Origin of the sequence: Paraburkholderia sp. MM5482-R2, assembly GCF_050436125.1 — a bacterium.
Lineage (GTDB): Bacteria > Pseudomonadota > Gammaproteobacteria > Burkholderiales > Burkholderiaceae > Paraburkholderia > Paraburkholderia tuberum.
Window position 1 is genome coordinate 1,618,558 of record NZ_JBNDLP010000003.1, and the last position, 25,603, is coordinate 1,644,160.

The following is a 25,603-nucleotide window of genomic DNA, read 5'->3' on the forward strand; positions in this document are numbered from 1 at the left end:
CTGTGACTGTGAGCGCGCAACGAAGCCGGCGACGGGCCATGTCCGCCGCCGGTTTTTTGATGGCGGTTGTCGAATGAACGGATGACCCCGACGCGAGTAGGCCTTCCGAATGTCATCCTTGATTTATTGAACATCCAGTCATAATATCAACGGACCGACGCAACCAGGCAACAAGGTCATCGCAATTGAGTCATTCAAAGCAAGCCGCGAAAAAAGCTGGCGAAACATGTCAGCGCGGCCGTCCGCGCGAGTTCGACACGGCCACCGTGCTGGCGAACGCGAGCCAGGTGTTCTGGGATCACGGCTACCACGCGACGTCGATCGACGATCTGTGCAAGGCCACCGGTCTGCTGCGCGGCAGCCTGTACGGCGTGTTCGGCGACAAGCACGGCATCATGCTCGCCGCGCTGGATCATTACTCGGAAGGCGCGGTCGCGCGTCTTGCGCAGCGACTGAGCGCGACGGCCGAGCCGGAGCAGGCGCTGCGCGACGCGCTGCTGCACTACGCGAGGGTGTCCTGCGCATTGAGCGGCCGGCGCAGCTGTTTCATTACGAATACGACGCTCGAAATGCAGCCCGGTGACGAAGTGCTGCGCGCGCGCGTCGCCGCGATTCAGCGCCGCATGGCGACTTTGCTCGCGGCGGCGGTGATCCGCGGTCAGGCGAGCGGCGCATTCGATTCGACGCTCGACGAACAAGCCGTCGGCGATTTCCTGCTGTGCGTGATGCAGGGCTTGCGGGTCATGGGGCGGGTCGCGCATCAGCAAGATGCGCTGATCGGTATCGTCGATGTGGCGATGCGCGCGCTGGTGTAACGCCTCGTCCGCGAGCAGTGGCGCAAAAATTTTTTAACCAATTTTTGAACGATCGGTCATGAAACGTGAGGCAATCAAGTCCGCTCCGGCGGCATTCGGTGGATCCGTCAGCTGCGCGGCGAGCGCGGCCGTGACCGGTCCCGGCCCGGCGATGGCCGGCATGGCTGTCGCCGCCAACGCGTCGGCGCCCGGCTTTCAGCGCCAGGCGCTCGCGCTCGCCGTGCTGTTCGTCGGCGCCTTTCTCGCGCCGCTCGATTACTTCATCGTCAATCTGGCGCTGCCGTCGATTCACACGGGCCTCAACGCGAGCGACGCGCAACTGCAACTCGTCGTGTCGGCTTATGCGTCCGCCTACGCGGTGCTGCTGATCACGGGGGGCCGCCTTGGCGATCTGTTCGGCCGCCGTCGCATGTTCATGACGGGCATGGCGGCTTTCGTGATCGCGTCGGCGTTGTGCGGCTTCGCGACGAGCGGCCACATGCTCGTGATCTCGCGCATCGTGCAAGGCATCGCGGCCGCGGTGATGGCGCCGCAAGTGCTCGCGACGATTCGTGCGGTCGTGCCGTTGCATCAGCAGACGCGCGTGATGAGTCTGTATGGCTTCGTGTTCGGCTTGTCGTCGATCGTCGGGCAACTCGGCGGCGGCGCGCTGATCACGTATCACCCGTTCGGGCTCGACTGGCGCGTGATCTTCCTGATCAACATCCCGATCGGCATCGCGGCGTTCGTCGGCACATGGAAGTTCGTGCCGGAGAACCAGCCAGCCACGCATACCGGCGTCGATCTGAAGGGCGTCGCGCTGCTGTCGGCGGTGCTGCTGCTCGTCATCTATCCGATGACGCATGGCCGTGAAGCGGGCTGGCCCGCGTGGACCTTCGCCATGTTCGCACTCGCGGTGCCGGTGTTCGCGCTGTTCGTCGCGACCGAGCGGCGCGTCGAGCGCGCTGGCGGCCATCCGCTCGTCGACCTGCAACTGTTCCGCAATCGCGCGTTCGCGCTCGGTCTCGTGCTCGCGTTCCTGTTCTATTGCAATAGCGCGTTCTTCCTGACCTACGGCATCTTTCTGCAAACCGGCCTGCACTGGACGCCGCTCGCGTCGGGCATCGCGATCATGCCGTTCGCGCTCGGCTTCGTGATCGGGCCGTTGACGTCGCCGGCCGTGGTCAAGCGCATCGGCGCCCATGTGCTGACGCTTGGTTTCTCGATGATGACGCTGGGCTTCACGGTGACCGGCTGGTCCGCGACCCAATCCGCGACGCCCGATCTGCTGTTCTACTGCGGGCTAGTGTGCGCGGGCGTCGGACATGGTCTGCTGTTGCCGTCGATCATGCGCATCGTGCTGCAGGAGGTGGTGCCCGAGAAGGCCGGGCTTGCATCGGGTGTGGTCTCGTCGACGTTGCAGATCGGCTCCGCGTTCGGCACCGCGGCGATCAGCGGCGCGTTCTTCGGGGCGCTCGGCGGCAGTTCGGCACCCGCCTCTTATGCGCACGCGTTCCAGCTGAGCCTCGCTATCAATGCCGTGCTGATGTTCGTGTGTATCGGCCTTAGCGTGCTGCTGGTACGTCATCAGCAAGGCGTGCCGCGCTCGGTGGCCCCGGCAGTTTGAAATTAATCCGCTGGTAATCGTTTTCATTTGTTAGCTTGCTGAAAAAAATCGTTCAATTTGAACGAAGCGGTATAACGAACTGCATGGTATTTACCGGCGATCTACTCGTTCACAGGTAATTCTGATTTAGATCAAACTGGCTCATTCAGATTAACGGCTCGACGACATCGCGTCAGCTTTCTCTAATCAGACGAAACCGGCCTTGCATTTTCTACCGGTCTGCAAACGGCCTGCAGTAAGTGTTGCGTTTGTGCGGTAGCGCACATAGGGTTAGCCGCAAGCTGTCGCGATGATTGTTTTCGGTAATGCCGGGAACTTTAGCCAGCGAGCATGGACTGCGGGTCTAATGGAAACGGTATCAATAAAAAAGCGCTTGCCGCGTTTAAATTCGATTGTTAATCTGTCTTAACTTTAGAGTGTACGTTCAACAGGTCGGAGTCGATAAAGCCGGGCTCAAGTTAATAACGCTCAAGATAGGGGGACCCAATATGCTGACCGCTACCATTGACGCATTCCAGACAACATCCGCCCGCCGCCTTCAATGTGGGCGACGTCGTCAAGTTAAAAGAAGGGGGCCCGCGCATGACCGTGACGTACGCAGGTCCGGTCGCGCTGAATCCCGGCGACTGGGTGATCTGCGAGTGGTTCGACGAACACGGCGAACTGCGCCACGAAAGCTTTGCGGCGCAAGCCGTGCGGGCGGAGCCGCGCTCCATTCCGGCGGGCTCGGTACAGTGGAGTCGCATCGGGCGCGCGGCCTGAGTGACGCCCCTGAGTGACGCCCGTGCACGTCAATCAATCGGTTTCCTGTTGTTCGTTTGTTGCTCGTATTGGTCGAGCCGCCCGAATCGTTTCAGCGCTCGGGCCGGTCGCGCGCGGCCTGGCGTCGCCGCACGCGCAGCGTCAGCGCCGATGAAAACGCGCGCAAGGTCGACACCTTGCGTGTCTCCACGACGTCCCGCGCGAGGCTCTCCGCCGGATTCGGCTGTAGCGCCCAATACAGCGCGAGCACCCAGCCGAGCACGGTCCAGCCGAGGCAGGCATTGAAGAGCGCGAGCGTCAGCACGTCGCGGCGCTTGCGCCGGTCCGCGATGATCGCCGGCAGAAAATACAGCGCCAGCGCGAACGCCGCACCGATGGCCTGAACGGCCACGTTGCCACCCATACAAGCTCCTGATGCGCGATGCATGTAGCGATTGTCGCGCGAATGGCGGCCGCGCGCCTCGCACCTGCGGGTTCCAGTCTCCACCCCAATCACCGCAAGGGGTTCAGCCCGACACGCATCGGGACTATCATGATCGTTTCGACCGAACAGTACTTCACGGACCCGATCATGATCACCGACGACACGACCCAGCAGGCTCAACTCAACCCGGACACGCTACGAGAATTCGTCGAGCGCAAGTGGAACGACGAGATCGTGCCCGCGCTGACGGACTACATCGCGGTGCCGGCCAAGAGTCCGGCGTTCGATCCCGACTGGGCGAAACACGGTTATCTGGAGCGCGTGATCACCGACGCCGCGCAATGGGCCGAGCAGCAGCCGGTGCGCGGCCTGAAGCTCGAGGTGATCCGCCTGCCGGGCCGCACGCCGGTGATCTTCTTCGAGACGGCCGCGACGCGCTCGGGTAGCGACGAAACCGTCGTGCTCTATGGCCACCTCGACAAGCAGCCCGAGTTCGATGGCTGGCGCAACGACCTCGGTCCGTGGACGCCGAAGTTCGAAGACGGCAAGCTTTACGGCCGCGGCGGCGCGGACGACGGCTACGCGATCTATGCGAGCCTGACGGCGCTCGCCGCGCTCGATGCACAGGGTGTCGAACGTCCGCGCTGCGTCGGGCTGATCGAAACCTGCGAGGAGTCGGGCAGCTACGATCTGCTGCCCTACGTCGACGCGCTGCGCGAGCGGCTCGGCAACGTCGGGCTGGTCGTGTGTCTCGACTCGGGCGCGGGCAATTACGATCAGCTGTGGCTGACCACGTCGCTGCGCGGACTCGTCGGCGGCGATCTCGAAGTGCAGGTGCTAGACGAAGGGATCCACTCGGGCGTCTACGGCGGCATCGTGCCGTCGAGCTTCCGCATCATGCGGCAACTGTTCGACCGTCTCGAAGACTCCGCCAACGGCACGCTGCTGCCGAAGGGCTTCCACTGCACGGTGCCGGCCGATCGTCTGCGCGAAGCGGAGGCCGCCGCAAAGATTCTCGGCGATGACGTCTGGAAGAAGATGCCGTGGGCGTGCGGCCAGGACGGCCGTCAGGTGCTGCCCACCACGACCGATCCGCGCGAGGCGCTGCTCAATTCGACGTGGCGTCCGTCGCTGTCGGTGACGGGCGCGGCTGGCTTGCCCGCGCTCGCCGACGCCGGCAACGTGCTGCGTCCGCGCACGGCGTTCAAGCTGTCGCTGCGGCTGCCGCCGACCATCGAAGCGGAGAAGGCGGTCGCCGAACTGAAGGCGCTGCTCGAATTCGATCCGCCGTACAACGCGAAGGTCACGTTCAAGCCGGATGCGGGCGCGGCGAGCGGCTGGAACGCACCGGAGGTCGCGCCGTGGCTCGCCACCGCGCTCAACGATGCGTCGCGTCAGCACTTCGGCGCCGACGCGGCCTACATGGGTCTCGGCGGCACGATCCCGTTGATGAACGTGCTGAAGGCGGGCTTCCCGAAGTCGCAGTTCATGGTGTGCGGCGTGCTCGGGCCGAAGTCGAACGCACATGGGCCGAACGAGTTCCTGCACGTGCCGTACGGCAAGAAGCTGACGGCCGCGGTTGCCGAAGTGATTGCCGCGGCGCCGTGAGTTCCGGTTTCGTTTGAGTGGGGCTCGGGCGTGACCCGGGCCCGCTGTTTATCGATGCTGCTTTGATGCAGCTGTTTTTCCCGCCGTTTCATTCCTTCCGTTCGAACCTCACCGACACGCTGAATGACCGACTCGCAGACTGCCCAAACCACCACGCCCCGGATTCCGGCCGATCAACTGCATGCCTACGTCAGGGCGATCTGGGAGCGAGCGGGCAGTACGCCGCGCGAAGCGGAGCTGGTGGCCGATCATCTGGTGGCCGCGAATCTGACCGGGCACGACTCGCACGGCGTCGGCATGATCCCGCGCTATGTCGAATCGCTCGCCGACCAGCAACTGCAACTGAATCGACACGCCGACGTCGTGAAGGACGCGGGCGCGGTACTGACCGTCGAAGGCGGCAAGGGCTTCGGTCAGGTGATCGCGTTCGAGGCGATGGAGCGGGGCATCGAGCGCGCGCGGCGGCTCGGCGTCTGCGCGGTGGGCTTGCGCGGCGCGCATCATATCGGCCGCATCGGGCATTGGGCCGAGCAGTGCGCGCGCGCCGGGCTGGTGTCGTTTCACTTCGTCAACGTGGCGGGCGATCCGCTCGTCGCGCCATTCGGCGGCGCGGACCGGCGCATCGGCACGAATCCGTTCTGCGCCGCTTATCCGCGGCCAGGCAAACCGCCGCTGGTGCTCGACTTCGCGACCAGCACGATCGCGTTCGGCAAGACGCGCGTCGCTTATAACCAGGGCAAGCACACACCACCCGGCGCGCTGATCGATCACGAAGGCATGCCGACGCTCGAACCGAAAGTCATGCACGAAGCGCCATTCGGCGCGCTGACGCCGTTCGGCGGCTACAAGGGTTTCGGGCTCGCGGCGATCTGCGAGATTTTCGGCGGCGCGCTGTCGGGCGGCTTCACGACGCATGCGGACACGCTCGGTACCACGCACGCGATCATCAACTGCATGCTATCGGTGATCATCGATCCCACCGCATTCGACGCGCCCGATGCGCAAGCCGAAGCCGATGCGTTCCTCGCGTGGGTGAAGGCGTCGCCGCTCGCGGCGGGCGCGGAGCGCATCTACGAACCCGGCGAGCCCGAGCGCGTGACGCGCGCGCAGCGCGAAGCCGCCGGCATTCCGATCGACGCGGCTACGTGGACGCAAATCCACTGCGCGGCGCGCGCCGTCGGGATGGATGAAGACGAAGTGGGTGGTTGGTCCGCGCGCCTCGGCTGAAGCGCGCGACAGCAGGGCTCAGGCGATCAGCCTGAGCTTGCTGCGCCTATCGAGCAGCCAGCGCTCGAACTCGGTGGCGGGCATCGGCTTCGCGTACAGGAAGCCCTGCACGTAATCGACGCCGAGCCCCTTCATGAAGGCTTCTTCCGCCTCGGTTTCGATCCCTTCGGCGACCACCTGGAAATCGAGCTCCTGCGCGACGGCGACCATCGAGCGCACCAGCGCCTGTGCCTTCATATCCGCGTGGATCGAGCCCGTGAAGCTGCGGTCGAGCTTGATCACGTCGAGCGGAATACGGCCGAGTTGCGACAGCGACGAGTAGCCGGTGCCGAAGTCGTCGAGATGCACCTGCGCGCCGAGTTGGCGGAACTGCTTGATCAGCTCGATCGCGGCCGCTTCGTTTTCGATCAGGCAGCTTTCGGTCAGTTCGAGGTCGACGAGGCATGGATCGAGACTCGCGTGCTGCAATGCCTCGGTGAAATGGCGGACCACGGCTGTATCCGTGAGCTGTCGCGCCGACACGTTGATCGCGACGCGCAGGTCATAGCCGGCCGCTTTCCAGCGGGCCGCCTGTTTCGCTGCGGTTTCCATCACCCAGCGGCCGAGCACGCCGATCAGTCCGGATTCCTCGGCATAACGGATGAATTCCGCCGGCATGATCTGGCCGCGCTCCGGCGAATTCCAGCGCACCAGCGCTTCGGCGCCTTGCACGGCGCCCGTCGCGAGGTTCAGCTTCGGCTGATAGTGCAGCGCCAACTGGCCTTCGTCGAGTCCGCGGCGCAGATTCGTGTCGAGCCACATGAACTCCGCGACGCGGCGATTCATGTCCGGCGAGAACACGCGATGCGTGCGCTTGCCTTCGTCCTTCGCGACGTACATTGCCGTGTCGGCCGAACGGATCAGCGATTCGAGGGTTTCGCCATGCTCGGGCGAACGCGCGATGCCGATCGAGCAGCCGGTATAGACCTCGACGAGCCCGACAGCGAACGGCATGCGCATACGATCGAGAATGCGCTGCGCGGTGTTTTCCAGCTCATGCGCGGAGCCCTTCGCCGCGAGCACGATGAATTCGTCGCCGCCCAGACGCGCGAGCGAGTCGCCCGGATTCAGGCAGTCGCGGATCGCGTCCGACACGTCGCAGATCAGGCGGTCGCCGAACACGTGGCCGTAGTGATCGTTGACCTTCTTGAAGTTGTCGAGATCGAGAAACAGGATGCCGACGGTTTCGCCCGGCGCGGCCAGTTCGATCGCGATCTGGATGCGCTCCTGGATCGCGTTGCGATTGGCGAGGCCTGTGAGCGGGTCGGTGGTGGCCTGCTCGATCAGGCGGTCCTGCGCGAGCCGTTGTTCGGTGATGTCGGTGCCCGAGCAGATCAGGAACTGCTCTTCGATGCCGCTGCCGCTGCGCACGAATTTGTTGCGAAACAGGAACAGCCGTTCGCCGTGCACCGTTTTGATGCGCCGTTCGATCTCGTACGGTTCGCCACGATTGAAAAAATTCGCGCTGACCTCGTTCGAGACCCGGTCGTCGTCGGACGACATGAACAACGTCCAGACGCTGCGGCCGATGATGTCCTCTTCCCTGAGCCCGGTCAGCTCCTCGGCGAGCCGGTTGAAGCGCTGTATCCGGCCGTTCCGGTCGACGATCACGACGACCGAATTGACCTCCGAGACGACCTGTTCAGCGAACGACAGACCGTGCAGCAGCGCTCGCGCGACCGATTCGGTGTCGCCATCGGCCGACGCGGTGCCGCCCCAGCGATGACAATCGAGTTTCTTGCCGACCAGATGCAGCCGCAGCGGCGCGGCGTCCAACTGAACGTCGACGACGACGTGGGAGGTCACGCCGCTCAGCGCGCGGACCTGGGAAGCTTGAGAAGAGGTGAGGGAAATGGCGACGCCGACAGCCGCGTGGCCGTGCGCAGGCACGAGTTCCAGTATGTTGCTGGCCGCCGCCAGGCCCCAGCGAGGGCTGCTCGTGCCGAACCGCGCGTGAAGCACCTGGTCGTGTAGCTGGTCGCTCATGGAATCCCCGGAGTGTGCCGGCGGTCCCTATCAAGGCGGGCGGCGGCAGACAGTCTTCCTCATACTAAAATGAAACTGCCTCATTGTATCTAAGCGTGACAATTCGAGCGAAGAATCATTAACGTTTTGCTAAGCATGAGTATGGGCCTGCGCGGCCGCGCGCGGCGCGATTATTACCCGCCAGAACGACGCCACGATGACGTCGCTAGAGGCGGCGCGCCAGCAGCGCGCGGGCGCGTTCGCGTTCGGGCGGGTTGGCGTCGAGCGCCGCGTCGAACCGGAACTTGCCGGCCACCAGCGTGGCCGCCACCACGCCGTCGCGATACAGCACGCGGTTTCCGGTCACGGCCGGCACCTTGTCGCCGACCAGCAGCGTGCCGACGAGATTCAGCGGATCGGTCCCAGCAACGCAGATAAGAGCACCGTCGTTCGGCTGCCGGCGCACCTCGCGCAGCAGCGCAATCGCCTCGGGCAGCGCGAACTGCTCGCCCGCGAGTCCGTTGACGAACCGCCCGCCGCGGATCACGCCGCGCGCCTCGAGCCGCTGCAGAACGCGCAGCAGATCGCGCCACGGCGGAAGCCATTCGGCCTCGCGTTCGAGCAGGCGCCAGAACACGACACCGTAGCGGCGCAGCAACGTCATTGCGACGTGTTCGAGCGCCTCGGGCGGTAACTGGCGCTGCCGTTCGGATGGATTTTCCGGCGCGACGGCGGACGGACGGCTCACGAGCGCCCAACGCCCAGCGTCGTCCATGCCGCCGATCAGCGCGCTCGCTCGCGCGCGCCGGCTGCTGGAAAACGCGTTGCGTTTGGCGACCGGCTTCAGCAACGCGCGCAAGCCCGCGAAGCTGTCGGAGTTCGCGAGGCCGGCCGCGACCAGCTCGCCGAGCGCGTTTTCGAGCTCCATGCGCAGCACGCGCACCTCGGCGAGCAGTTCGTCGAAGAACATCGCGCCGTGTTGCGCGAGGGTATCGTGCACGCTTTGCGCGAGCGCCGACAACTCGACCTGGCGCGCCGGATCGAGCAGCGCGCGCCACGCACGCAGCTGGACGCGCGGCAGCAGCACGATCGGCGTGCCGCGGACCGGACCGGCGGCGCCGCGCGCCCGCTCGGTCAGGCGGGTCCAGACGAGCTTGCCGGCGCGGCATAGCTCATCGAGCGAACTGCTGGTGTAGGCACGCACGCGCGCGGGCAGGATGTCTTCCTCCCACGCGCCGGCCGCGGCCTGGAAGCCTTCGAGCTGGTCGAGCGCGGCGGCGAGCGCGTCGCGGCCTTCGGCGCGTGTGGTCGGCGTCAGATGCTGCCATTCGAACAGGAAGCGCATGAAGTCGTGCCGCTCGACCGGCTCGATCTCACGCCGCAGTCGCCTCACCGTGTAGCGGTGGATGCGTGCGAGCAGGTGTCGTTCGCACCATTCCTCGTCGCTCGTGTGCGGCGTGAAGCGGCCGCGCAACAGATAGCCTTCGGCTTCGAGCCGGATCAGCGCCTGTTCGATCCGGTCGGCCGGCAAACCGAGCGGACGCGCGATCGCCTCGACCGTCAGCGGGCCGAAGCCGGTCAGCCGCGCGCGCAACACGTCGACGAGCGCGTCGTCGGCGCTCCAGCTCTCGGTGTAGCCCTTCGGGGCGCTCAGCGGCGGCATGTAGCGATTGCGCGCGATGCCGGGGTACAGCGCTTCGAAACAGGTGAGGCGTTCGGCGGGCAGCCACAGTGCGCTGTCGCTGGCGTTGTCGTTGCCCGTGCTCGCGTTAGCTTGCGCGGCCAGCGGCAAGCGCGTCGCCCGGCCGGCTTTCGCCAACGCCGCAAGCAGCGTCGGCCAATCCTCGTGCGCGAGCGCCTCGGCCCCGGTGATGCACGCGAGGCCCGTCAGCGCTTCGTGCATTTCGTCGGCGTTGCGCGCCTGCGGCCACGCCTCGTCGCGCACGCTGTCGATCGCGGCGGCGTCGAGCGCGCCAAGATCGTCGGCGCTTTCAGGGTCCGTCCAGCGGCGGTTCAGCACCGCCTGGGTGCGGCGCTCCTCGATCGGCGCGTCGTCGAGATACGCGTAGGGCTTCGCGGTCAGGATTTCGGCGGCGAGCGGCGACGGCGCCGGCAGATCACGCGCGACGAGCCGCAACTCGCCGCGCTCGATGCGGCGCAGCAGCGCGAGCCAGCGTTCGCTGTCCATCGCGTCGTGCAGACAGTCGTCGATGGTTTGGTCGACTAACGGGTGGCGCGGCACCTCGCGTTCGCCGACGACGTTCTCCAGACACGCGGCCTGCTCGGGAAACACGCTCGCGAGCAGATCCTCGCTGCGCATGCGCTGCAGTTGCGGCGCGGTCTTGCGGCCGCCCGTGTAGCGCGGCAAGCAGAGCGCGGTCGTCGCGTTCCAGCGCCAGCGCACGCCGAACAACGGCGCATCGAGCAGTGCCTGGATCAGCAGGTGTTCGGCGCTGTTCGAATGCAGATAGCGCCAGACCTCGTCGAGCACGAACGAGTGGCTGCCGGTCAGCGACAGCACGATCGCGTCTTCGGTGGCGGCGGCCTGCAACTCGAAGTTGAAGCTGCGGCAGAAGCGCTTGCGCAGCGCGAGCCCCCACGCGCGGTTCACGCGGCTGCCGAACGGCGAGTGGATCACGAGCTGGGTGCCGCCCGATTCGTCGAAGAAGCGCTCCATCACCAGCGTGCTCTGCGTCGGCAGTACGCCGAGCGCGGCGCGCGCACGCGCCAGGTATTCGACGATCTGGCGCGCGGCGGGCTCGTCGAGCGCGAGCTCGTCGGCGAGCCAGGCGATGGCGCGGTCGAGGCGCGCGGCCGTGGGTTCGGCTTCGTTCGCGGGCAGCGTGGCTGCGGCGGGTGCGGACGCCGTTGTGGTCTGCGTCGGGCTCTGCGCCACGGCAGCTTTCGCGTTGCGTCCTCTCTGTGCCGCGGATTTCGCGGGCGTTGCGGCTGCTTCGAATTGCGCCGCGGCGATTGGCACCGACGCAACCGCGTGTGACGCCGGCTCGCCCTCCGTCAGCAAACGCTCGACCTGCTCCCGCAATCTCGTGACCGCGAAAGACAGCTCGTCGCTGCGCCCCGGCGCCTCGCCGAGCCAGAACGGAATGTTCGGCGGTTGCCCTTGTGCGTCCTCGACACGCACCCGGCCACTCTCGATTCGCAGAATCCGATACGACGCGTTGCCGAGCTGGAACACATCGCCGGCGAGGCTTTCGACCGCGAAGTCCTCGTTGACGGTGCCGATGTTGATCGCCTGCGGTTCGAGCACGACGGCGTAATCGGCGTTTTCGGGGATCGTGCCGCCCGACGTCACGGCGACCAGCTTGCCGCCGCGCCGGCCGCGCAGCGTGCCGCTTACCGCATCGCGATGCACGTACGCGGCGCGCGGACCGTGGCGGCTCGTGTAGCCCTCGGCGAGCATGCGCAGCACCGCGTCGTATTGCTCGCGCGACAGATCCGCGTACGGCGCTGCGCGCCGCAGCATGTCGAACAGCGCATCCTCGCTCCACTCGGCGCTCGACACTTCCGCGACGATCTGTTGCGCGAGCACGTCGAGCGGCGCGCGCGGGATGCGTAGCGCATCGAGTTCGCCACGCCGCACGCAATCGAGCAGCGCCGCGCATTCGAGCAGGTCGTCGCGCGAGGCTGGAAAGAGCCGCCCCTTCGGCATGCCGCCGACGTGGTGGCCCGAGCGGCCGACGCGTTGCAGGAACGGCGCGATCGCGCGTGGCGAACCCATCTGGCAGACGAGGTCGACGTCGCCGATATCGATGCCGAGTTCGAGCGAAGCGGTCGCGATCAGCACGCGCAGCTCGCCGCGTTTCAGGCGCTGTTCGGCGTCGAAACGATGTTCTTTCGCGAGACTGCCGTGATGCGCGGCGACCGCGTCCTTGCCGAGCCGCTCGGTCAGATGACGCGCGGCGCGCTCGGCCATTCGGCGCGTGTTGACGAAGATCAGCGTCGTGCGATGCTGCGCGACCAGCTCGGCGAGCCGGTCGTAGACGCGCTCCCACACTTCGTTGGCCATCACCGCTTCGAGCGGCACCGGCGGGATCTCGAGCGCGAGGTCGCGCGCGCGGACGTGGCCGACGTCGATCACCGCGCACTCGGCCGGTACGTCGCTCTCGAGGCTCGCGCCGCCGACCAGAAACCGCGCGACCGCGCTGACCGGCTTTTGCGTCGCCGACAGCCCGATGCGCGGCAGGCGCCGGGCGCAGAGCGCGTCGAGCCGTTCGAGGCTCAGCGCGAGATGACTGCCGCGCTTGCTGCCGGCGAGCGCATGAATCTCATCGACGATCACCGTGCGCACCGTTGCCAGCATGCGGCGGCCAGAATCCGAGCCGAGCAGCACGTACAGCGACTCGGGCGTCGTCACGAGAATGTGCGGCGCGCGCTTTTTCAACGCATTGCGTTCCTGCTGCGTGGTGTCGCCGGTGCGCACCGCGGTGCGAATGTCGAGCGGCGGCAGGCCGAGCCTGTCGAGTTCGGCGGCGATGCCTTGCAGCGGCAGTTGCAGATTCAGGCGGATGTCGTTCGAAAGCGCCTTCAGCGGCGACACGTAGACGACCAGCGTTTCGTCGGGCAGCGTGCCGCCGTTCGCGAGGCCTCGCGAGACCAGGTCATTCAGCGCGGACAGGAATGCGGTCAGCGTCTTGCCGGAGCCCGTCGGCGCGGCGACCAGCGTCGAACGGCCGCTTCGGATCTGCGGCCACGCGGCGGCTTGTGCGTCGGTCGGGGCGGCGAAGGTTTGCCGGAACCAGTTGGCGACGGCTGGGTGAAAACCGTCGAGTGCCTGCTGGGCTGGCGGTAAGGCTGGCGCGGCGGCGCGCGCCGCGCTCGCGGTGGAGCGGGCCTTGCGGGAGCGAAGCGCCGCGTCGAGTGCGGCGGAAGTCTTTGCCGAAGTCATGCTTGTGCAGATGAGGGCGGCGCGGGCGATATCCAGTCGGTACCGGGCAATGTCGACCGTTTTGGCGGTTGTGGGTCATTCCACGCTGATCCACGCTGACGGCGCAATAGCCGTCAGTCTCGCAGGTTTTCGCCGCTCGTGCGCGGCGCATCGGGCTTCGCGCCGCTGCTGGAATTCGTAGTCTTTTGCGGCGTGTGCGCCACTCCTACCAACCTCCGCCAATTGCAGTACGCTTGACGACTCTTCCTGCACCCACGATGGAGCGTCGACGATGCGATATAACCAGTTGGGCCGTACCGGTGTGTTTGTTTCAGAGTTGTGTTTGGGCACGATGACCTTCGGCGGTGGCGAAGGCATCTGGCGGCAGATCGGCGATCTGCAGCAGAACGACGCGGAGCGGCTGGTCGGCCGGGCGCTCGACGCGGGCATCAATTTCATCGACACCGCCGACGTTTACGCGGGCGGCCTGTCCGAGCAGATCACCGGCCAGGCGCTGAAGAACCTGCAAGTACCGCGCGACAAGGTCGTGATCGCGACCAAGGTGTTCGGCCAGACCGGCGAGTTCGCAAACGCGCGCGGCGCGTCGCGCTATCACATCCTCGACGGCATCAAGGCGAGCCTGAAGCGTCTGCAACTCGATCACGTCGACCTGTATCAGATCCACGGTTTCGATCCGGCCACGCCGATCGAAGAAACCGTGCGCGCGCTCGATACGCTCGTGCAGCACGGCCACGTGCGCTACGTCGGCGTGTCGAACTGGGCCGCGTGGCAGATCGCGAAGGCGCTCGGCATCGCCGAGCGGCTCGGCACCGCGCGCTTCGAAACGCTGCAGGCGTATTACACGCTCGCGGGCCGCGATCTCGAACGCGAACTCGTGCCGATGCTGCAAAGCGAAGGCCTCGGCCTGATGGTGTGGAGTCCGCTCGCGGGCGGTTTGCTGAGCGGCAAATACGGACGCGAGCAGCAGGCCGAAGCGGGCAGCCGTCGCACGAACTTCGATTTTCCGCCTGTCGATCGCGAGCGCGCGTATGACTGCATCGACGTGATGCGCGAAATCGCTGCAGCGAAAAACGTCTCGGTCGCGCAGATCGCGCTGGCGTGGCTGCTGCATCAGCGTGTCGTCAGCACGGTGATCGTCGGCGCGAAGAAAATCGAGCAGCTCGACGACAACATCGCGGCGACCAACGTCGCGCTATCCGCCGATGAGCTCGCGAAGCTGGCCGAAGTCAGCGCGCTGCCGGCGGAGTACCCCGGCTGGATGCTGGAGCGGCAGGGCGAGCAACGCCGGCAGCAGCTGGCCGAGGTTCGGCACGTCGTGCAGCGATGACGCGACGGCGTACTCGCGTTCGCCCTGGAAGCCCGAATCTTCATCGATGGGCCGCGCGAGTTTCATGCTCGCGCGCGTGGGCCTGAGGCGGTCGACTGGAAAAACCGCCAACTCGTGAAGACGATCCACCGCTCTCAGGTTCTGCGCGGCCTTTTCGTTTCGGCACTCGCTCAGGTCTCGACGTCCGCGAGACTGAAAGTCTCCGTCTTGTCGTTGTACGAGAAGATCTCCGCGTAACGACCCCAGTCGATCACCGCATCGAGTGTCTCCTGCGCCGCGCTGTCGGACAGCAGGTCCTCGAGTTCCTGCTCGAAGCGCACGCGCGGCGCGCGATGTCCGGGCCGTTCGTTGAGCACCTTTCTGATTCGCGCGGCGAGCGGCACGCGCTGCAATAGATGATCGGCGAACATGATCTTGCGCTCCTGCGTGCTGCCCTCGGCGAATCGATGCGCGGGTGGCGTCAGGAACACGTCACCCTCGCTGACTTCGGCAAAGCCGAGGTACTGCAGCATCTCCGCGATCGGGAACAGTTCGTCGACTTCCAGCTGCAGTGTGCGCGCGATCTCGGGCATGTCGGCGCGGCCGTTGTAGGGCGCTGCAGCGAGCGTTTCGAGCAGACCGGCCATCAGGTTGGTCGACACGTTCGGCAACCAGCTGCCGGGTTCGAGTTCGCGTTTGGCCGCAGTGTCGCTGGGGCGCGCGGTCATCTTCGCGTAGATTTCGTCGACGAGCGCGCGAAAATCCGGGTCGAGCCGGTTGCGCGGATGCGCGAACGGCACTACGGTCTGGGCCACCACGCGCCCGGGGTTCGACGACAGCACGAGAATGCGATCGCACATGAACACGGCTTCCTCGATGTTGTGCGTGACGATCAGCACCGACTTGATCGGCATGCGGTCCTGGTTCCACAGGTCGAGCAGGTCGGTGCGCAGCGTTTCGGCGGTCAGCACGTCGAGCGCGGAGAACGGCTCGTCCATCAGCAGGATGGTCGGATCGACGACGAGCGCGCGCGCGAAGCCGACGCGCTGCCTCATGCCGCCCGACAGTTCGCGCGGATACGCATTTTCGAAACCATCGAGGCCGATCAGATCGATCGCGGCGAGCGCGCGCGTGCGCCGCTCCTCGACGCCGACGCCGAGCGCCTCCAGCCCCGCTTCGACGTTCTGCAGCACCGTCAGCCACGGAAACAGCGCGAAGGTCTGGAACACCATCGCGACACCCTCGGCGGGACCGTCGAGCGGCTTGCCCAGGTAGGTCACATTGCCGCTCGTCGGCCGGATCAGACCGGCGATGATGCGCAGCAGCGTCGACTTGCCCGAGCCCGAGCGGCCGAGCAGTCCGACGATTTCGCCCTCGTGCAGCGTCAGATTGACGTCGTCGAGTACCAGCAGGTCGCTCTGGTTTTTATGGAAGCCGCGGCTCACGTGCTCGATGTTCAGCACTTGCGCGCCCACGGGCGGCGGCGACTGGAGCCGGTCGGCGGGAATGGCTTGAATGACGTTTTGCATGGGTTCACTCCTAGTCGAGTCGCAGCCTGATTTCGGCAAAGGCATACAGGGGGCGCCACAGCGCGCGGTTGAATAGCGTGACGAATAGCGACATCACGGCGACGCCAAGGATGATCTTCGGAAAGTCGCCCGCGGCGGTCGTCTCGGCGATATAGGCGCCGAGGCCGTGCGCGACCACATTGGTATCGCCCCACTGGACGAACTCGGACACGATGCTCGCGTTCCACGCGCCGCCCGATGCGGTGATCGCGCCAGTTACGTAGTAAGGGAATACGCCCGGCAGCATCAGCTGGCGCCACCATTGCCAGCCCCGGATGCGGAAATTGATGGCCGCCTCGCGGTAGTCGTTCGGATAGGCGGTCGCGCCCGCGATCACGTTGAACAGGATGTACCACTGCGTGCCGAGCACGATCAGCGGCGACAGCCAGATATCCGGATTCAGATGAAAGCGCACGATCACGATCACGAACACCGGGAACAGCAGGTTCGCGGGGAACGCGGCGAGAAACTGCGCGAGCGGCTGGACCTTCTCGGCGAGCGCCGGACGCAGGCCGATCAACACGCCAATCGGTACCCAGATCACCGAGGAGATCGCGATCAGCACGGCGACCCGCAGTAGTGTGATGAGCCCGAGCACGAACACGTGACCGACCTCGTCGAGCGTGACGCCGGCACGCACATAGGCGACGACGCGATAGATCGCATAGACCGTCAGCGCGAATACGAGCACGCCGCACACGATGTCCCCCACGCGCGTCGATTTCTCGCCGCGCGGTCCGCTGGCGCGTCGCGCGCTCGCGAAAGGCACACGGAACGGAATGCGTGCGGTGGTCGCGAGCATCACGCCCGCCGGCGTCAGCAACTGATGAATCAGACGTGTGCGCCGCATCGTGTCGAGCAGCCACGATTCCGGCGCATCGCCCGAAGTCGTGGTCTCCATGCGGAACTTGTCGGCCCACGCGACGAGCGGACGGAACAGCAACTGGTCGTAGGCGAAAATCACGACCGTCATCGCGAGGATGACCCAGCCGATCGCGTGCAGGTTCTTGTCGCTGATCGCCTGCGCCAGGTAGGCGCCGATGCCCGGCAGCGTAACCGTACGATTGCCGACCGTGATCGCTTCGGAAGCCACGACGAAGAACCAGCCGCCCGACATCGACATCATCATGTTCCAGATCAGGCCGGGCATCGAGAACGGCACTTCGAGTTTCCAGAAGCGCTGCCATGAAGTCAGATGAAAGCCGCGCGAGACTTCGTCGAGATCGCGCGGCACCGTGCGCAGCGACTGATAGAAGCTGAACGTCATGTTCCACGCCTGGCTCGTGAAGATCGCGAAGATCGCGGCGAGTTCGGCGCCGAGCACGCGGCCCGGGAACATCGCGAGGAAGAACGTGACCGTGAACGAGATGTAGCCGAGCACCGGCACCGACTGCAGGATGTCGAGAATCGGCACCAGCACGAGACCGGCGCGGCGGCTCTTGGCGGCCAGCGTCCCGTAGACCAGCGTGAAGATCAGCGACGCGACCATCGCCGCGAGCATGCGCAGCGTGGTGCGCATCGCGTACTCGGGCAGGTTGGCCGGATCGAGCGAGATCGCCTGCGTCTTTAGCGTCGACATCGGCGCGAGCGTCTCGTGAAAGCCGATCGACGCCATCGCGATCAGGCAGATGATCAGCGGGAACGCAACGAAGTCCCATCCGTTTGGACGCAGCCGTCGTGCGGATGCATTGGCGGTGCGGTTCAGGTTGAAACCGAACTCCATCAGTAACCTCCGGGGCCTTGGGTATTTGCGCACAGCGAAGTCGTGCCGCCGTACAGGGCGGCGACACATGCATCGATTCGCGAGGGATTGTTGAGTTGGAACATGACGAATCGCAAGTTGATGAAAGGGCACATTCAGCAAGCAACGGCCACGACGAGGCAACGCCACAATCTTTCGATAATGGCGTTGATTCGTGACAGAAACCTGGCAGGACTTAAGAGAGCAGCGACCCGATTCGGCGCCACAGCGTGACAAGCCGATTCGATTGGACCGGATCGAGCGACAGAAGCGACTCGTAGTGAGCGCGCGACTCGTTGCGATAGGGCAGATGCGGCAAAAGCAGAGCGAAATACATGACGTTTCTCCGCGCGTCGTAGGTGACGCGGCAAGCGGAAAGCGGGCAGACGGTCCAACGTCGCACGCTTGGCGCGGCGTCAGGTTGCTAGCTGCTTTCCTTCTCTAAGGCTGAAGGGAAGGGGCATAAACAACAACTGTCACTGTCGGACATGGGGCTCCTCGTCGGGTTGAACTGCGCTCAGGCACGCAGCGTGGTTTTACCGGCCTCGCCAGAACCCGCGACCAGGCGCGGGTATCGGCGAGCGTCGGCCGCAAACCCGAAGGCTTGCGAGGGCGTGCCAGTGTGGACGAGCGAAGGCCGCGTCCACATGGCGCTCATGATCGAGGTGCACGAAGAAGATTTGCTACGGCGCGCACCGTTCTGCCTGCTGGCGGAACGGCGGCGCGGGGAAGGGGCGCGGACGTTCTGCCGGTCAGGCAGTGAAACTGTTCGAAGATCGACTACTGCAGGTGTCCAAGGCATCAGCCCCATTTGAGAAGACGGGCGAATTCTAGACGCGGTAAAAACCCGGAGTCAACCAGATTCTGTAAGCAGAGCCAACATTTATCGACGAAGGCTTGCGCAACGAGTTCGAGAATCATTGCGTGCGGCCCCGAGAACCCGACGTTGTCTTTATGCGTTTTTTTACTTGCGCTTTTTCGGGCGACGTCAATACAATTCGCCCCAACGTATCGAAGGAGTCACCCATGGACGCATGTTCAGGCAGTGGAAGTCCGATGCCGGCCAGCGCCGGCAACACAACCGCGAGATAGTCGCCGCAGGTTCACTCCTTCGCCGCTAACTCGCCCCATTCGGGTTAGCGCGCTTCAATTCTGACCGGCCTTTGCTGCCGGTTTTCCGTAGCACGCTTCCTCTTTTCTGACCGTCGTCTGCAACCTCTGCTTGCAGAGGCGGTTGCGCTTTCGCATTGCGCTCGTTGTGCGCCGGAGTGCGTCACGGTAACGTCGCTGGCTCGCGCGAGCTTGCATGCCGGCAATGAATTGAACACACGTTTGCCATCTGCGTGTGCGAACAACAACGGAGCGATCCGCCTATAACTTCAACCCCAGATACGTGATGGAAAATATCTACAAGCGCAGACCGCAGAGCTCCGGCGGTGCCATCGCCGTGAGCGCGGTTCTTTCTCTCGGCCTCGTTCCTTGCGCGTTCGCGCAGACACCCGGCGAAGCCGCGCCGACGCAAGCGGCGCCATCGACCGCCCCGGCCGCCCCGGCTCCCGGCGCCACGGACAATGCGGCGCCCGCCGATCAGAGCGTCGCCGCGCCCACGGGATTGTGGGAGCGCCCGAACCTGCTCGGCGACATGGGCGGTTTGCGTCCGTGGCTCGGCAACTACGGTGTGACTTTCAATCTGCAGGAGACCGGCGAGTACATGGGCAACCTCTCGGGCGGGACGAATCGCGGCGGTGCTTATCAAGGCTTGACCGAGTTCGGACTCGTCGTCGATACGCAAAAGGCGTTTGGATTGCCAGGCGGCACTTTCAACGTGTCCGGTCTGCAGATTCACGGCACGAGCCTGACCGCCAGAAATCTGCAAACGCTGCAAACCGCGAGCGGCATCGAAGCCGACGCCGCGACCCGTCTGTGGGAACTGTGGTATCAGCAGTCGCTCGGCAACGTCGACGTCAAGATCGGTCAGCAGAGTCTCGATCAGGAGTTCATGGTCAGCCAGTACGCGGCCACCTTCATGAACGCGACGTTCGGTTGGCCAGTGCTGCCGTCCGTCGACCTGCCGGCGGGCGGCCCGGCCTATCCGCTGTCGTCGCTCGGCGTGAGGGCGCGGGCGTCGTTCGCGAACGGAGTAACCGTGTTGGGCGGCGTATTCGACGGCAATCCGGCGCCAGGCGTCGGCGATCCGCAAAAGCTCAACGCGAGCGGCACGAACTTCAATCTCGGCAACGGCGTGCTCGTGATCGGCGAACTGCAGTACGCGATCAACCAGCCGTCGGCGAATGCGTCCGATCCGAAGCCGGCCGGCCTGCCGGGCACCTACAAGCTCGGCTTCTGGTACAACAGCAACCACTTCGCGGATCAGGGTTTCGACACGAGCGGCCTGTCGCTAGCGAATCCGGCGAGCAACGGCGTGCCGACGAGTCATCGTGGCAACTACAGCTTCTACGCGGTCGCCGATCAGATGGTGTGGCGCGCGGGCTCCGACAGTCCGCGGTCGCTCGGTGTGTTCGCGCGCATCATGGGTGCGCCGGGCGATCGCAATCTGATCGATCTCGGCGTGAATGCGGGCGTGACGCTCAAGGCGCCGTTCAAGGGGCGCGACAACGACGTGGTCGGGCTCGCACTCGGCTATGCGAAGATCGGCTCGCACGCGCAGGATCTTGCGAGCGCGCAGCCGCTGTACACGCCGGGCTATCCGTCGCGCAGCGCGGAGACGATGCTCGAAGCCACCTATCAGTATCAGGTCGCGCCGTGGTGGATGCTGCAAGCGGACTTCCAGTACTTCTGGCGGCCGGGCGGCGGAATTCCGCATCCGGACGATTCGTCCCAGCGCATCGAGAACGAAGCGGTTCTCGGTTTGCGCACGACGATTCAGTTCTGAGGACCGGTCACCAGGCTGGTACGCGTTTGATCGATCGCTGCAACAAGGGCCGCGCGCCGCATCGCCGGACATGATCGGTCGATGCGGCACGTAAGGACGGACGACGACTTGGCGATCGCTGCGGCTAATCATCAGTCTCGCTTACCCCTGCGTGTGCGCGGCGACCGCGTCCAGCGTGCGCGCCGAGTACACCAGCGTCGCGCCCGCGTTGATCGCCATCGCGACGCCGAGCGCTTCGGCGATTTCCTCGCGGGTCGCGCCGTGCTTCAGCGCCTCGGCCGTATGGACCGTGATACAGCCGTCACAGCGCAGGCTGACCGCTACCGCGAGCGCAATCAGCTCGCGCGTTTTCGCGCCGAGCAGATCGGTCTTCTGACCGGCGCTCGACATCGCCTGATACGCCTTCACGCTTTCGGGCGCGAGCTTTGACATTTCGCCGATACGGCCGAACAGTTCCTTGCGGTAATCGATCCAGTTCAACATGGCAGTGCTCCTTGGTCCATTGCGCGCCGGCGGTTGCCGGCGTCGTGGGACAAAGTATTGCGCCGCGCCGCGATATCCTGAATACTGATTCGACTCAACTTTTAGCGCGCTCGTCTCATGGACACGCTCAGTCGCCTGATCGACCTTGCCCGGCCGCAAGCGAGTCTCGATCTTCGCTGCCTGCTATCAGGCGCATTCGACATCGATCACGCGCCGCTGGAGGCGGGCGTCGCGCCGTTTCATCTGGTGCTCGACGGCAGCTGTGTGATCGAGACCGCCGCCGGCGAGCCGCTCGAATTGCAGGCCGGCGATTTCATGCTGTTTCCGCGTGGCGCCGCGCATCGCATGCGCGACGTAAAGCGCTCGGCGGGTGGCCTGCCGTTGACGCTCGGGCATGACGGCATGCTGCCGGTGCGGCGCAACGATGGCCACGAAACCACTGCCACGGCCGCGCACGCGCCCAACGACAGCGCGATTCATGACGGCGTCGATCTGCTGTGCGGCCGCTTCGTCTATGCACCCGGTTCATCGGCGTTGCTGCTCAATGTGCTGCCCGATCCGCTGCACGTATCGCTCGGGGATGCGCAAACGCTCGATGCGTTGCAGGCGGTGATCACTCTGATGCGCGGCGAAGCGGAGCGGCGTCAGCCTGGCGCGCTCGCGATCGTGACGGCCTTGAGCCACGCGCTGTTCGCGATGGCACTGCGCGTGCACGGCGAGCGCAATGCGAACGGCACCGGGATGCTCGCGTTGCTGACGGACGCACGCCTCGGCGCATCGGTGCAGGCCATGCTCGACGCGCCCGAACGCGCATGGACGATCTCTGAACTCGGCGAGCGCGCGGCGATGTCGCGCGCGACCTACGCGCGCCACTTCAACGAGCGCGCGGGCGTGACCGTGATGGATTTTCTGACGCAGATCCGCATGGCGATCGCCAGCGATCTGCTGTTGCGCACACAACGCAGCGCGGCGGACATCGGCGAGGCGGTCGGCTATCAATCGGAGGCGGCGTTCGGCAAGGCGTTCGCGCAAAGCGTCGGTGTGACGCCGGGACGTTACCGGCGCCGCACGCCAACGGACGATGCTCTGGATGACTGACTAAAGACTCAACGCGTGGGCGATTCTATCTGGGCGGTCCGCCCTTGCTGAACGCGCGCCTTTCGAACGACGCCATCAGTCGCGCGACCACGAGCGCGCAGACCGTGCCGAGCGTCACTTCGGCAAGCCGCAGCAAGGCCTTGTCCCACGCCGGGCCGATGCCTGGCGCCAGCAGCATGATCGTCGCGGTGATGCCGCCGAGGCGCGCTGCGCTGCCGACGTTGACGACCCAGCAGATCAGGATCGCGACCGCCACGGTCGCCGCGTACGCGGCAAAATGGCCGCCGCCCGCGAGCGTGCCGATCAGCCCGCAAATACCGCCGACCATCGCACCGATGAACTGGTCGCGCGACAGCTTGCGGGTGTCGATATAACTATGCTGGCTCACCGCGATCGCGGTGATCGCGGCCCAGAACGCCTGCTCGGTGTGCAGCGCGCGAGCGATGCCGAACGCGAGACTCGCGCCCGCCACCGCCTGCACGGCCATGAAGCCGCCCTCGATCAAGCGGTCGCCGAGCGGCAGCGTCTTCAGGAAAGCGAACAGCGCATCGGCGGCGTGCGTGCGTGAGGAAGGGCTTGAATCGTCGGACGGAGTCATCGGATGAAGGCGGCTCGGCTGGGCAGGGGGTGCCGTATTCTAGCGGCTCCGCTTTACGCTTCCACTGCTAGCTAGATCGTGCCGAACAGCGCGCGCGGCCGGTCGCGTAGCGTGTGCGCGAGAATCTGCAGGCCACGCGTCAACTGCTCGCGCGACTCGGCGCAAGCGAGGTTGATGCGCACGCCGTGCTCGACCGTCGAGCGATCGACCGCGAACGCGGATGCGGGCATCGTGTTGACCCCGCGCGCGAGCGCGTTTGCCGCGAAGTCGTCCGAGCGCCACGGCGGCGGCACGCGCAACCACACGAACATGCATGCGGGGTCGCTCTTCAGATGCTCGGCGGGCAATAGTTCGCGCGCGATCTCCTGGCGCGCGCGCAACTCGGCGCGCTGCGCGTCGAGGATCGTCTGCGCGGTGCCGTCCTCGATCCAGCGCGTTGCGATCAGCGTCGACAGCGGCGCAGGCATCCATGCGGTCGTTCGCACCGCTTCCGCCGCATGGGGATCTGATCAGATGCCTTATACGCTGTTCGAGGTACAGCAGGGGCAGTGGAAGAGTCAGCGGACCGTGGGCGGCAGTGTGGGGTGTGAGCGTTGTTCAGACCTGGCCGGCTGTCAGCAGCGCGCGTTCACCGGCGAGGCGATCCGCTTCTCGACATCCGACGTTGCGATCGCGGCGATCAAGGACGGCCGCGTGCAACCGGGCAAGGTCGTCGTGATGCGCGGCGCTGGCGTGTGCCCGACCGATGCCGTCAATTTTAGGCAATTGACTTCGTTGTCGACGTCGACCTCAACTGACATCAGCACGCACAAAGCGACGTAACGTCGCTTTCCGCCGCGCTGAGCACGACCAACAGCAGCCTCGCTTCCCTGTCCACCGGCCTCGGCGACGCGGTCCAGTACGACGACCCATCCCACACGAAAGTCACGCTCGGCGGCGCGGGTTCGTCGGCGCTCGGCGCGAATGCGGTTGCGGCCGCGCCCAACTCGGTCGCGCTCGGTGCGGGCTCCGCCGCCAGCGACGCGAACTCGGTGTCGATCGGCTCGCTCGGTCACGAACGGACGATCTCGAACGTCGCGCCGGGCGTCAGTCCGACCGACGCGATCAACATGCAGCAGTTGGACTCGGTTCAGCAGGGGGTGAACGCGGCGGCGCGCCAGGCCTATTCAGGCATCGCCGGCGCGACCGCGTTGACGATGATCCCGGACGTCGACCCCGGCAAGACCCTCGCGGTTGGAATCGGCTCGGGCAACTACAAGGGCTACACGGCCGTTGCAATCGGCTTTCCGCGCGCGTGACCGCCAACCTGAAGGTCAAGGGCGGCGTCGGTACGAGCGCGACGGGGAAACCGGCTGTATGTCCGCGACGATCCCGATCCATTACCGCCGCCGACGCGCGGCCGGATGCTCGCGCGCCAGATCGAATCACTGATAAGGGGGGATGATCGTGCAATATGACCCCCCCTTCGAAAACACCATCCCCCCCTCCGAAAGGGGGGGATTTGAAAAGCGACTGGCTCTATCTTTCTTCTCGAAATTCACAACGCATACGGAGCCGGCGCCGCTGGCCGCTCACGCCGACCTGGTGCCGTATGCGATTTTTTTATGTTGGCTTTTTCGTCCTGTTTGAACTGGTTGCTCGTGTGAGTGGAATTCCAGATGCGAATGTCTTTCGCAGCATCTGTCGAGCGGGCCGTCTTCAAGTCGCCAGGGCGAGAGAAAAAAGGTGATAGATGAATATCCTGTTGGTGGAAGACGATCCCGCGCAAGCTGATTCGGTCGAAAGGGAAATCGGGCAATCCGGGCATCGAATAAACAAGGTCGAGCGGGGCAAGGACGCAATCAGTTTTCTTCAGGCCAACGAGGTCGATCTCGTGGTGCTCGACTGGGAATTGCCGGGCATGAGCGGTTTCGAGGTGCTGTACTGGATACGCCGTCACCTGGGCCGCGAACCCGCGGTGCTGTTCGTGACCAGCCGACTTCTGGAAGTCGACATCGTGCAGGCGCTGGACGCCGGCGCGGATGACTACGTCGTCAAGCCGTTCCGGGCCAAAGAGCTGGGGGCACGGGTAGGCGCGCTGTTGCGTCGCACAAGACGCAGCATCAAGGTGGAAAGTGCAATCGCGGTTGGGCCGTACGTATTCGACGTCACGCAGCGCAGTGTTTTTCTGCACGGCGAATCGATCTTGTTGACGGAAAAGGAATTCGACGTGGCGGCCTATTTCTTCGCGAACGTCGGACGGGTCGTTTCCAAGCGGCTTCTGGCGAAGCTTGCGTGGGGCCGCGAGCTGGATAGTACGTCGCGCACGATCGACACGCATATCTACCGGCTGCGACGCAAGCTGGCCCTGCATCCGGACAACGGCGTGCGATTGACGACCGTCTATACGCACGGCTACCGCCTTGACGAGGCCGATGCTGGCAGCGCGGAAGCGCAAGCGCCGGCGAGCACCGAGCCGGAAGACGCTGTCGCGAAGAACGACGGGTCCGAGCAGGGCGCGCAAAGCGATCTCCGCTAGCGATCCGACACGAGACCATGAGCGACCTGAAGCGGATTGCGCTGGT

General features: G+C 65.3%; 17 protein-coding genes and 3 pseudogenes. 11 read left to right on the top strand and 9 right to left on the bottom strand.

Going from position 1 to position 25,603, the window contains the following annotated elements; genetic code table 11:
• The first annotated feature begins 185 nt into the window (after positions 1-185).
• The 3 genes and pseudogenes from OKW37_RS29590 to OKW37_RS29600 all read left to right on the top strand — a co-directional run bounded on the left by OKW37_RS29590 (position 186) and on the right by OKW37_RS29600 (position 3,183).
• Positions 186-815 carry a TetR/AcrR family transcriptional regulator gene (locus OKW37_RS29590; RefSeq protein WP_429403024.1) on the top strand — a complete coding sequence of 210 codons (630 nt, stop codon included), beginning with the start codon at positions 186-188 and terminating at the stop codon, positions 813-815.
• Positions 816-873: 58 nt separating this feature from the next.
• Entirely contained in the window at positions 874-2,421 is a 1,548-nt protein-coding gene (locus OKW37_RS29595) for an MFS transporter (RefSeq protein ID WP_429403025.1), read from the top strand.
• 488 nt (positions 2,422-2,909) lie between these two features.
• Positions 2,910-3,183, top strand: a pseudogene (locus OKW37_RS29600) (YodC family protein).
• A gap of 91 nt (positions 3,184-3,274) precedes the next feature.
• Here OKW37_RS29600 and OKW37_RS29605 read toward each other — a convergent pair.
• The gene (locus tag OKW37_RS29605) at positions 3,275-3,586 is read right to left on the bottom strand and encodes a superinfection immunity protein (protein ID WP_184047290.1); all 312 of its coding nucleotides are present in this window, start codon (positions 3,584-3,586) and stop codon (positions 3,275-3,277) included.
• A gap of 168 nt (positions 3,587-3,754) precedes the next feature.
• Here OKW37_RS29605 and OKW37_RS29610 point away from each other — a divergent pair, with 168 nt between their 5' ends.
• Together OKW37_RS29610 and OKW37_RS29615 are read left to right on the top strand one after the other, a co-directional pair.
• Positions 3,755-5,215, top strand: a complete 1,461-nt coding sequence (locus OKW37_RS29610) for a M20 family metallopeptidase (RefSeq protein WP_184060305.1) — start codon at positions 3,755-3,757, stop codon at positions 5,213-5,215.
• A 123-nt stretch (positions 5,216-5,338) separates the two neighbouring features.
• Entirely contained in the window at positions 5,339-6,442 is a 1,104-nt protein-coding gene (locus tag OKW37_RS29615; protein ID WP_429403026.1) for a malate/lactate/ureidoglycolate dehydrogenase, read from the top strand.
• Between the two features lie 18 nt (positions 6,443-6,460).
• Here OKW37_RS29615 and pdeR read toward each other — a convergent pair whose 3' ends face one another.
• On the bottom strand, positions 6,461-8,467 hold the full coding sequence (pdeR, locus tag OKW37_RS29620) for a cyclic di-GMP phosphodiesterase (RefSeq protein ID WP_187610803.1): 2,007 nt from the start codon (positions 8,465-8,467) through the stop codon (positions 6,461-6,463).
• A 205-nt stretch (positions 8,468-8,672) separates the two neighbouring features.
• A complete protein-coding gene (locus OKW37_RS29625) occupies positions 8,673-13,352 on the bottom strand; it encodes a DEAD/DEAH box helicase (RefSeq protein WP_429403027.1) in 4,680 nt (1,559 codons plus the stop codon).
• A gap of 271 nt (positions 13,353-13,623) precedes the next feature.
• Here OKW37_RS29625 and OKW37_RS29630 point away from each other — a divergent pair, with 271 nt between their 5' ends.
• Positions 13,624-14,679: an aldo/keto reductase gene (locus OKW37_RS29630; RefSeq protein ID WP_018425310.1), complete on the top strand. Its 1,056-nt coding sequence runs from the start codon at positions 13,624-13,626 to the stop codon at positions 14,677-14,679.
• A gap of 170 nt (positions 14,680-14,849) precedes the next feature.
• Here OKW37_RS29630 and OKW37_RS29635 read toward each other — a convergent pair whose 3' ends face one another.
• The 3 genes from OKW37_RS29635 to OKW37_RS29645 all read right to left on the bottom strand — a co-directional run bounded on the left by OKW37_RS29635 (position 14,850) and on the right by OKW37_RS29645 (position 18,304).
• Complete coding sequence (locus OKW37_RS29635) at positions 14,850-16,187, bottom strand: AAA-associated domain-containing protein (RefSeq protein ID WP_429403028.1); 1,338 nt, start codon at positions 16,185-16,187, stop codon at positions 14,850-14,852.
• A 10-nt stretch (positions 16,188-16,197) separates the two neighbouring features.
• Positions 16,198-17,949: an ABC transporter permease gene (locus OKW37_RS29640; RefSeq protein ID WP_429403029.1), complete on the bottom strand. Its 1,752-nt coding sequence runs from the start codon at positions 17,947-17,949 to the stop codon at positions 16,198-16,200.
• 214 nt (positions 17,950-18,163) lie between these two features.
• Positions 18,164-18,304: a hypothetical protein gene (locus OKW37_RS29645; protein WP_184009884.1), complete on the bottom strand. Its 141-nt coding sequence runs from the start codon at positions 18,302-18,304 to the stop codon at positions 18,164-18,166.
• A 1,059-nt stretch (positions 18,305-19,363) separates the two neighbouring features.
• Here OKW37_RS29645 and OKW37_RS29650 point away from each other — a divergent pair.
• On the top strand, positions 19,364-20,860 hold the full coding sequence (locus OKW37_RS29650; protein ID WP_429403030.1) for a carbohydrate porin: 1,497 nt from the start codon (positions 19,364-19,366) through the stop codon (positions 20,858-20,860).
• A 141-nt stretch (positions 20,861-21,001) separates the two neighbouring features.
• Here the strand turns inward: OKW37_RS29650 and OKW37_RS29655 are convergent, their stop codons facing one another.
• Entirely contained in the window at positions 21,002-21,343 is a 342-nt protein-coding gene (locus OKW37_RS29655; RefSeq protein WP_184009880.1) for a carboxymuconolactone decarboxylase family protein, read from the bottom strand.
• Between the two features lie 117 nt (positions 21,344-21,460).
• Here OKW37_RS29655 and OKW37_RS29660 point away from each other — a divergent pair, with 117 nt between their 5' ends.
• Positions 21,461-22,441: a cupin domain-containing protein gene (locus OKW37_RS29660; protein ID WP_429403031.1), complete on the top strand. Its 981-nt coding sequence runs from the start codon at positions 21,461-21,463 to the stop codon at positions 22,439-22,441.
• Between the two features lie 25 nt (positions 22,442-22,466).
• Here OKW37_RS29660 and OKW37_RS29665 read toward each other — a convergent pair whose 3' ends face one another.
• Both OKW37_RS29665 and OKW37_RS29670 read right to left on the bottom strand, forming a co-directional pair.
• A complete protein-coding gene (locus OKW37_RS29665) occupies positions 22,467-23,039 on the bottom strand; it encodes an FUSC family protein (RefSeq protein ID WP_429403032.1) in 573 nt (190 codons plus the stop codon).
• Between the two features lie 71 nt (positions 23,040-23,110).
• Positions 23,111-23,536 (bottom strand): annotated as a pseudogene (locus tag OKW37_RS29670) (PLP-dependent aminotransferase family protein); the annotation flags it as partial.
• Positions 23,537-23,552: 16 nt separating this feature from the next.
• Here OKW37_RS29670 and OKW37_RS29675 point away from each other — a divergent pair.
• The 3 genes and pseudogenes from OKW37_RS29675 to OKW37_RS29685 all read left to right on the top strand — a co-directional run bounded on the left by OKW37_RS29675 (position 23,553) and on the right by OKW37_RS29685 (position 25,557).
• Positions 23,553-23,861, top strand: a complete 309-nt coding sequence (locus OKW37_RS29675; RefSeq protein WP_429404425.1) for a hypothetical protein — start codon at positions 23,553-23,555, stop codon at positions 23,859-23,861.
• A 119-nt stretch (positions 23,862-23,980) separates the two neighbouring features.
• Positions 23,981-24,384, top strand: a pseudogene (locus OKW37_RS29680) (YadA-like family protein); the annotation flags it as partial.
• A 387-nt stretch (positions 24,385-24,771) separates the two neighbouring features.
• Entirely contained in the window at positions 24,772-25,557 is a 786-nt protein-coding gene (locus OKW37_RS29685) for a response regulator transcription factor (RefSeq protein WP_184059936.1), read from the top strand.
• Positions 25,558-25,603 lie beyond the last annotated feature (46 nt).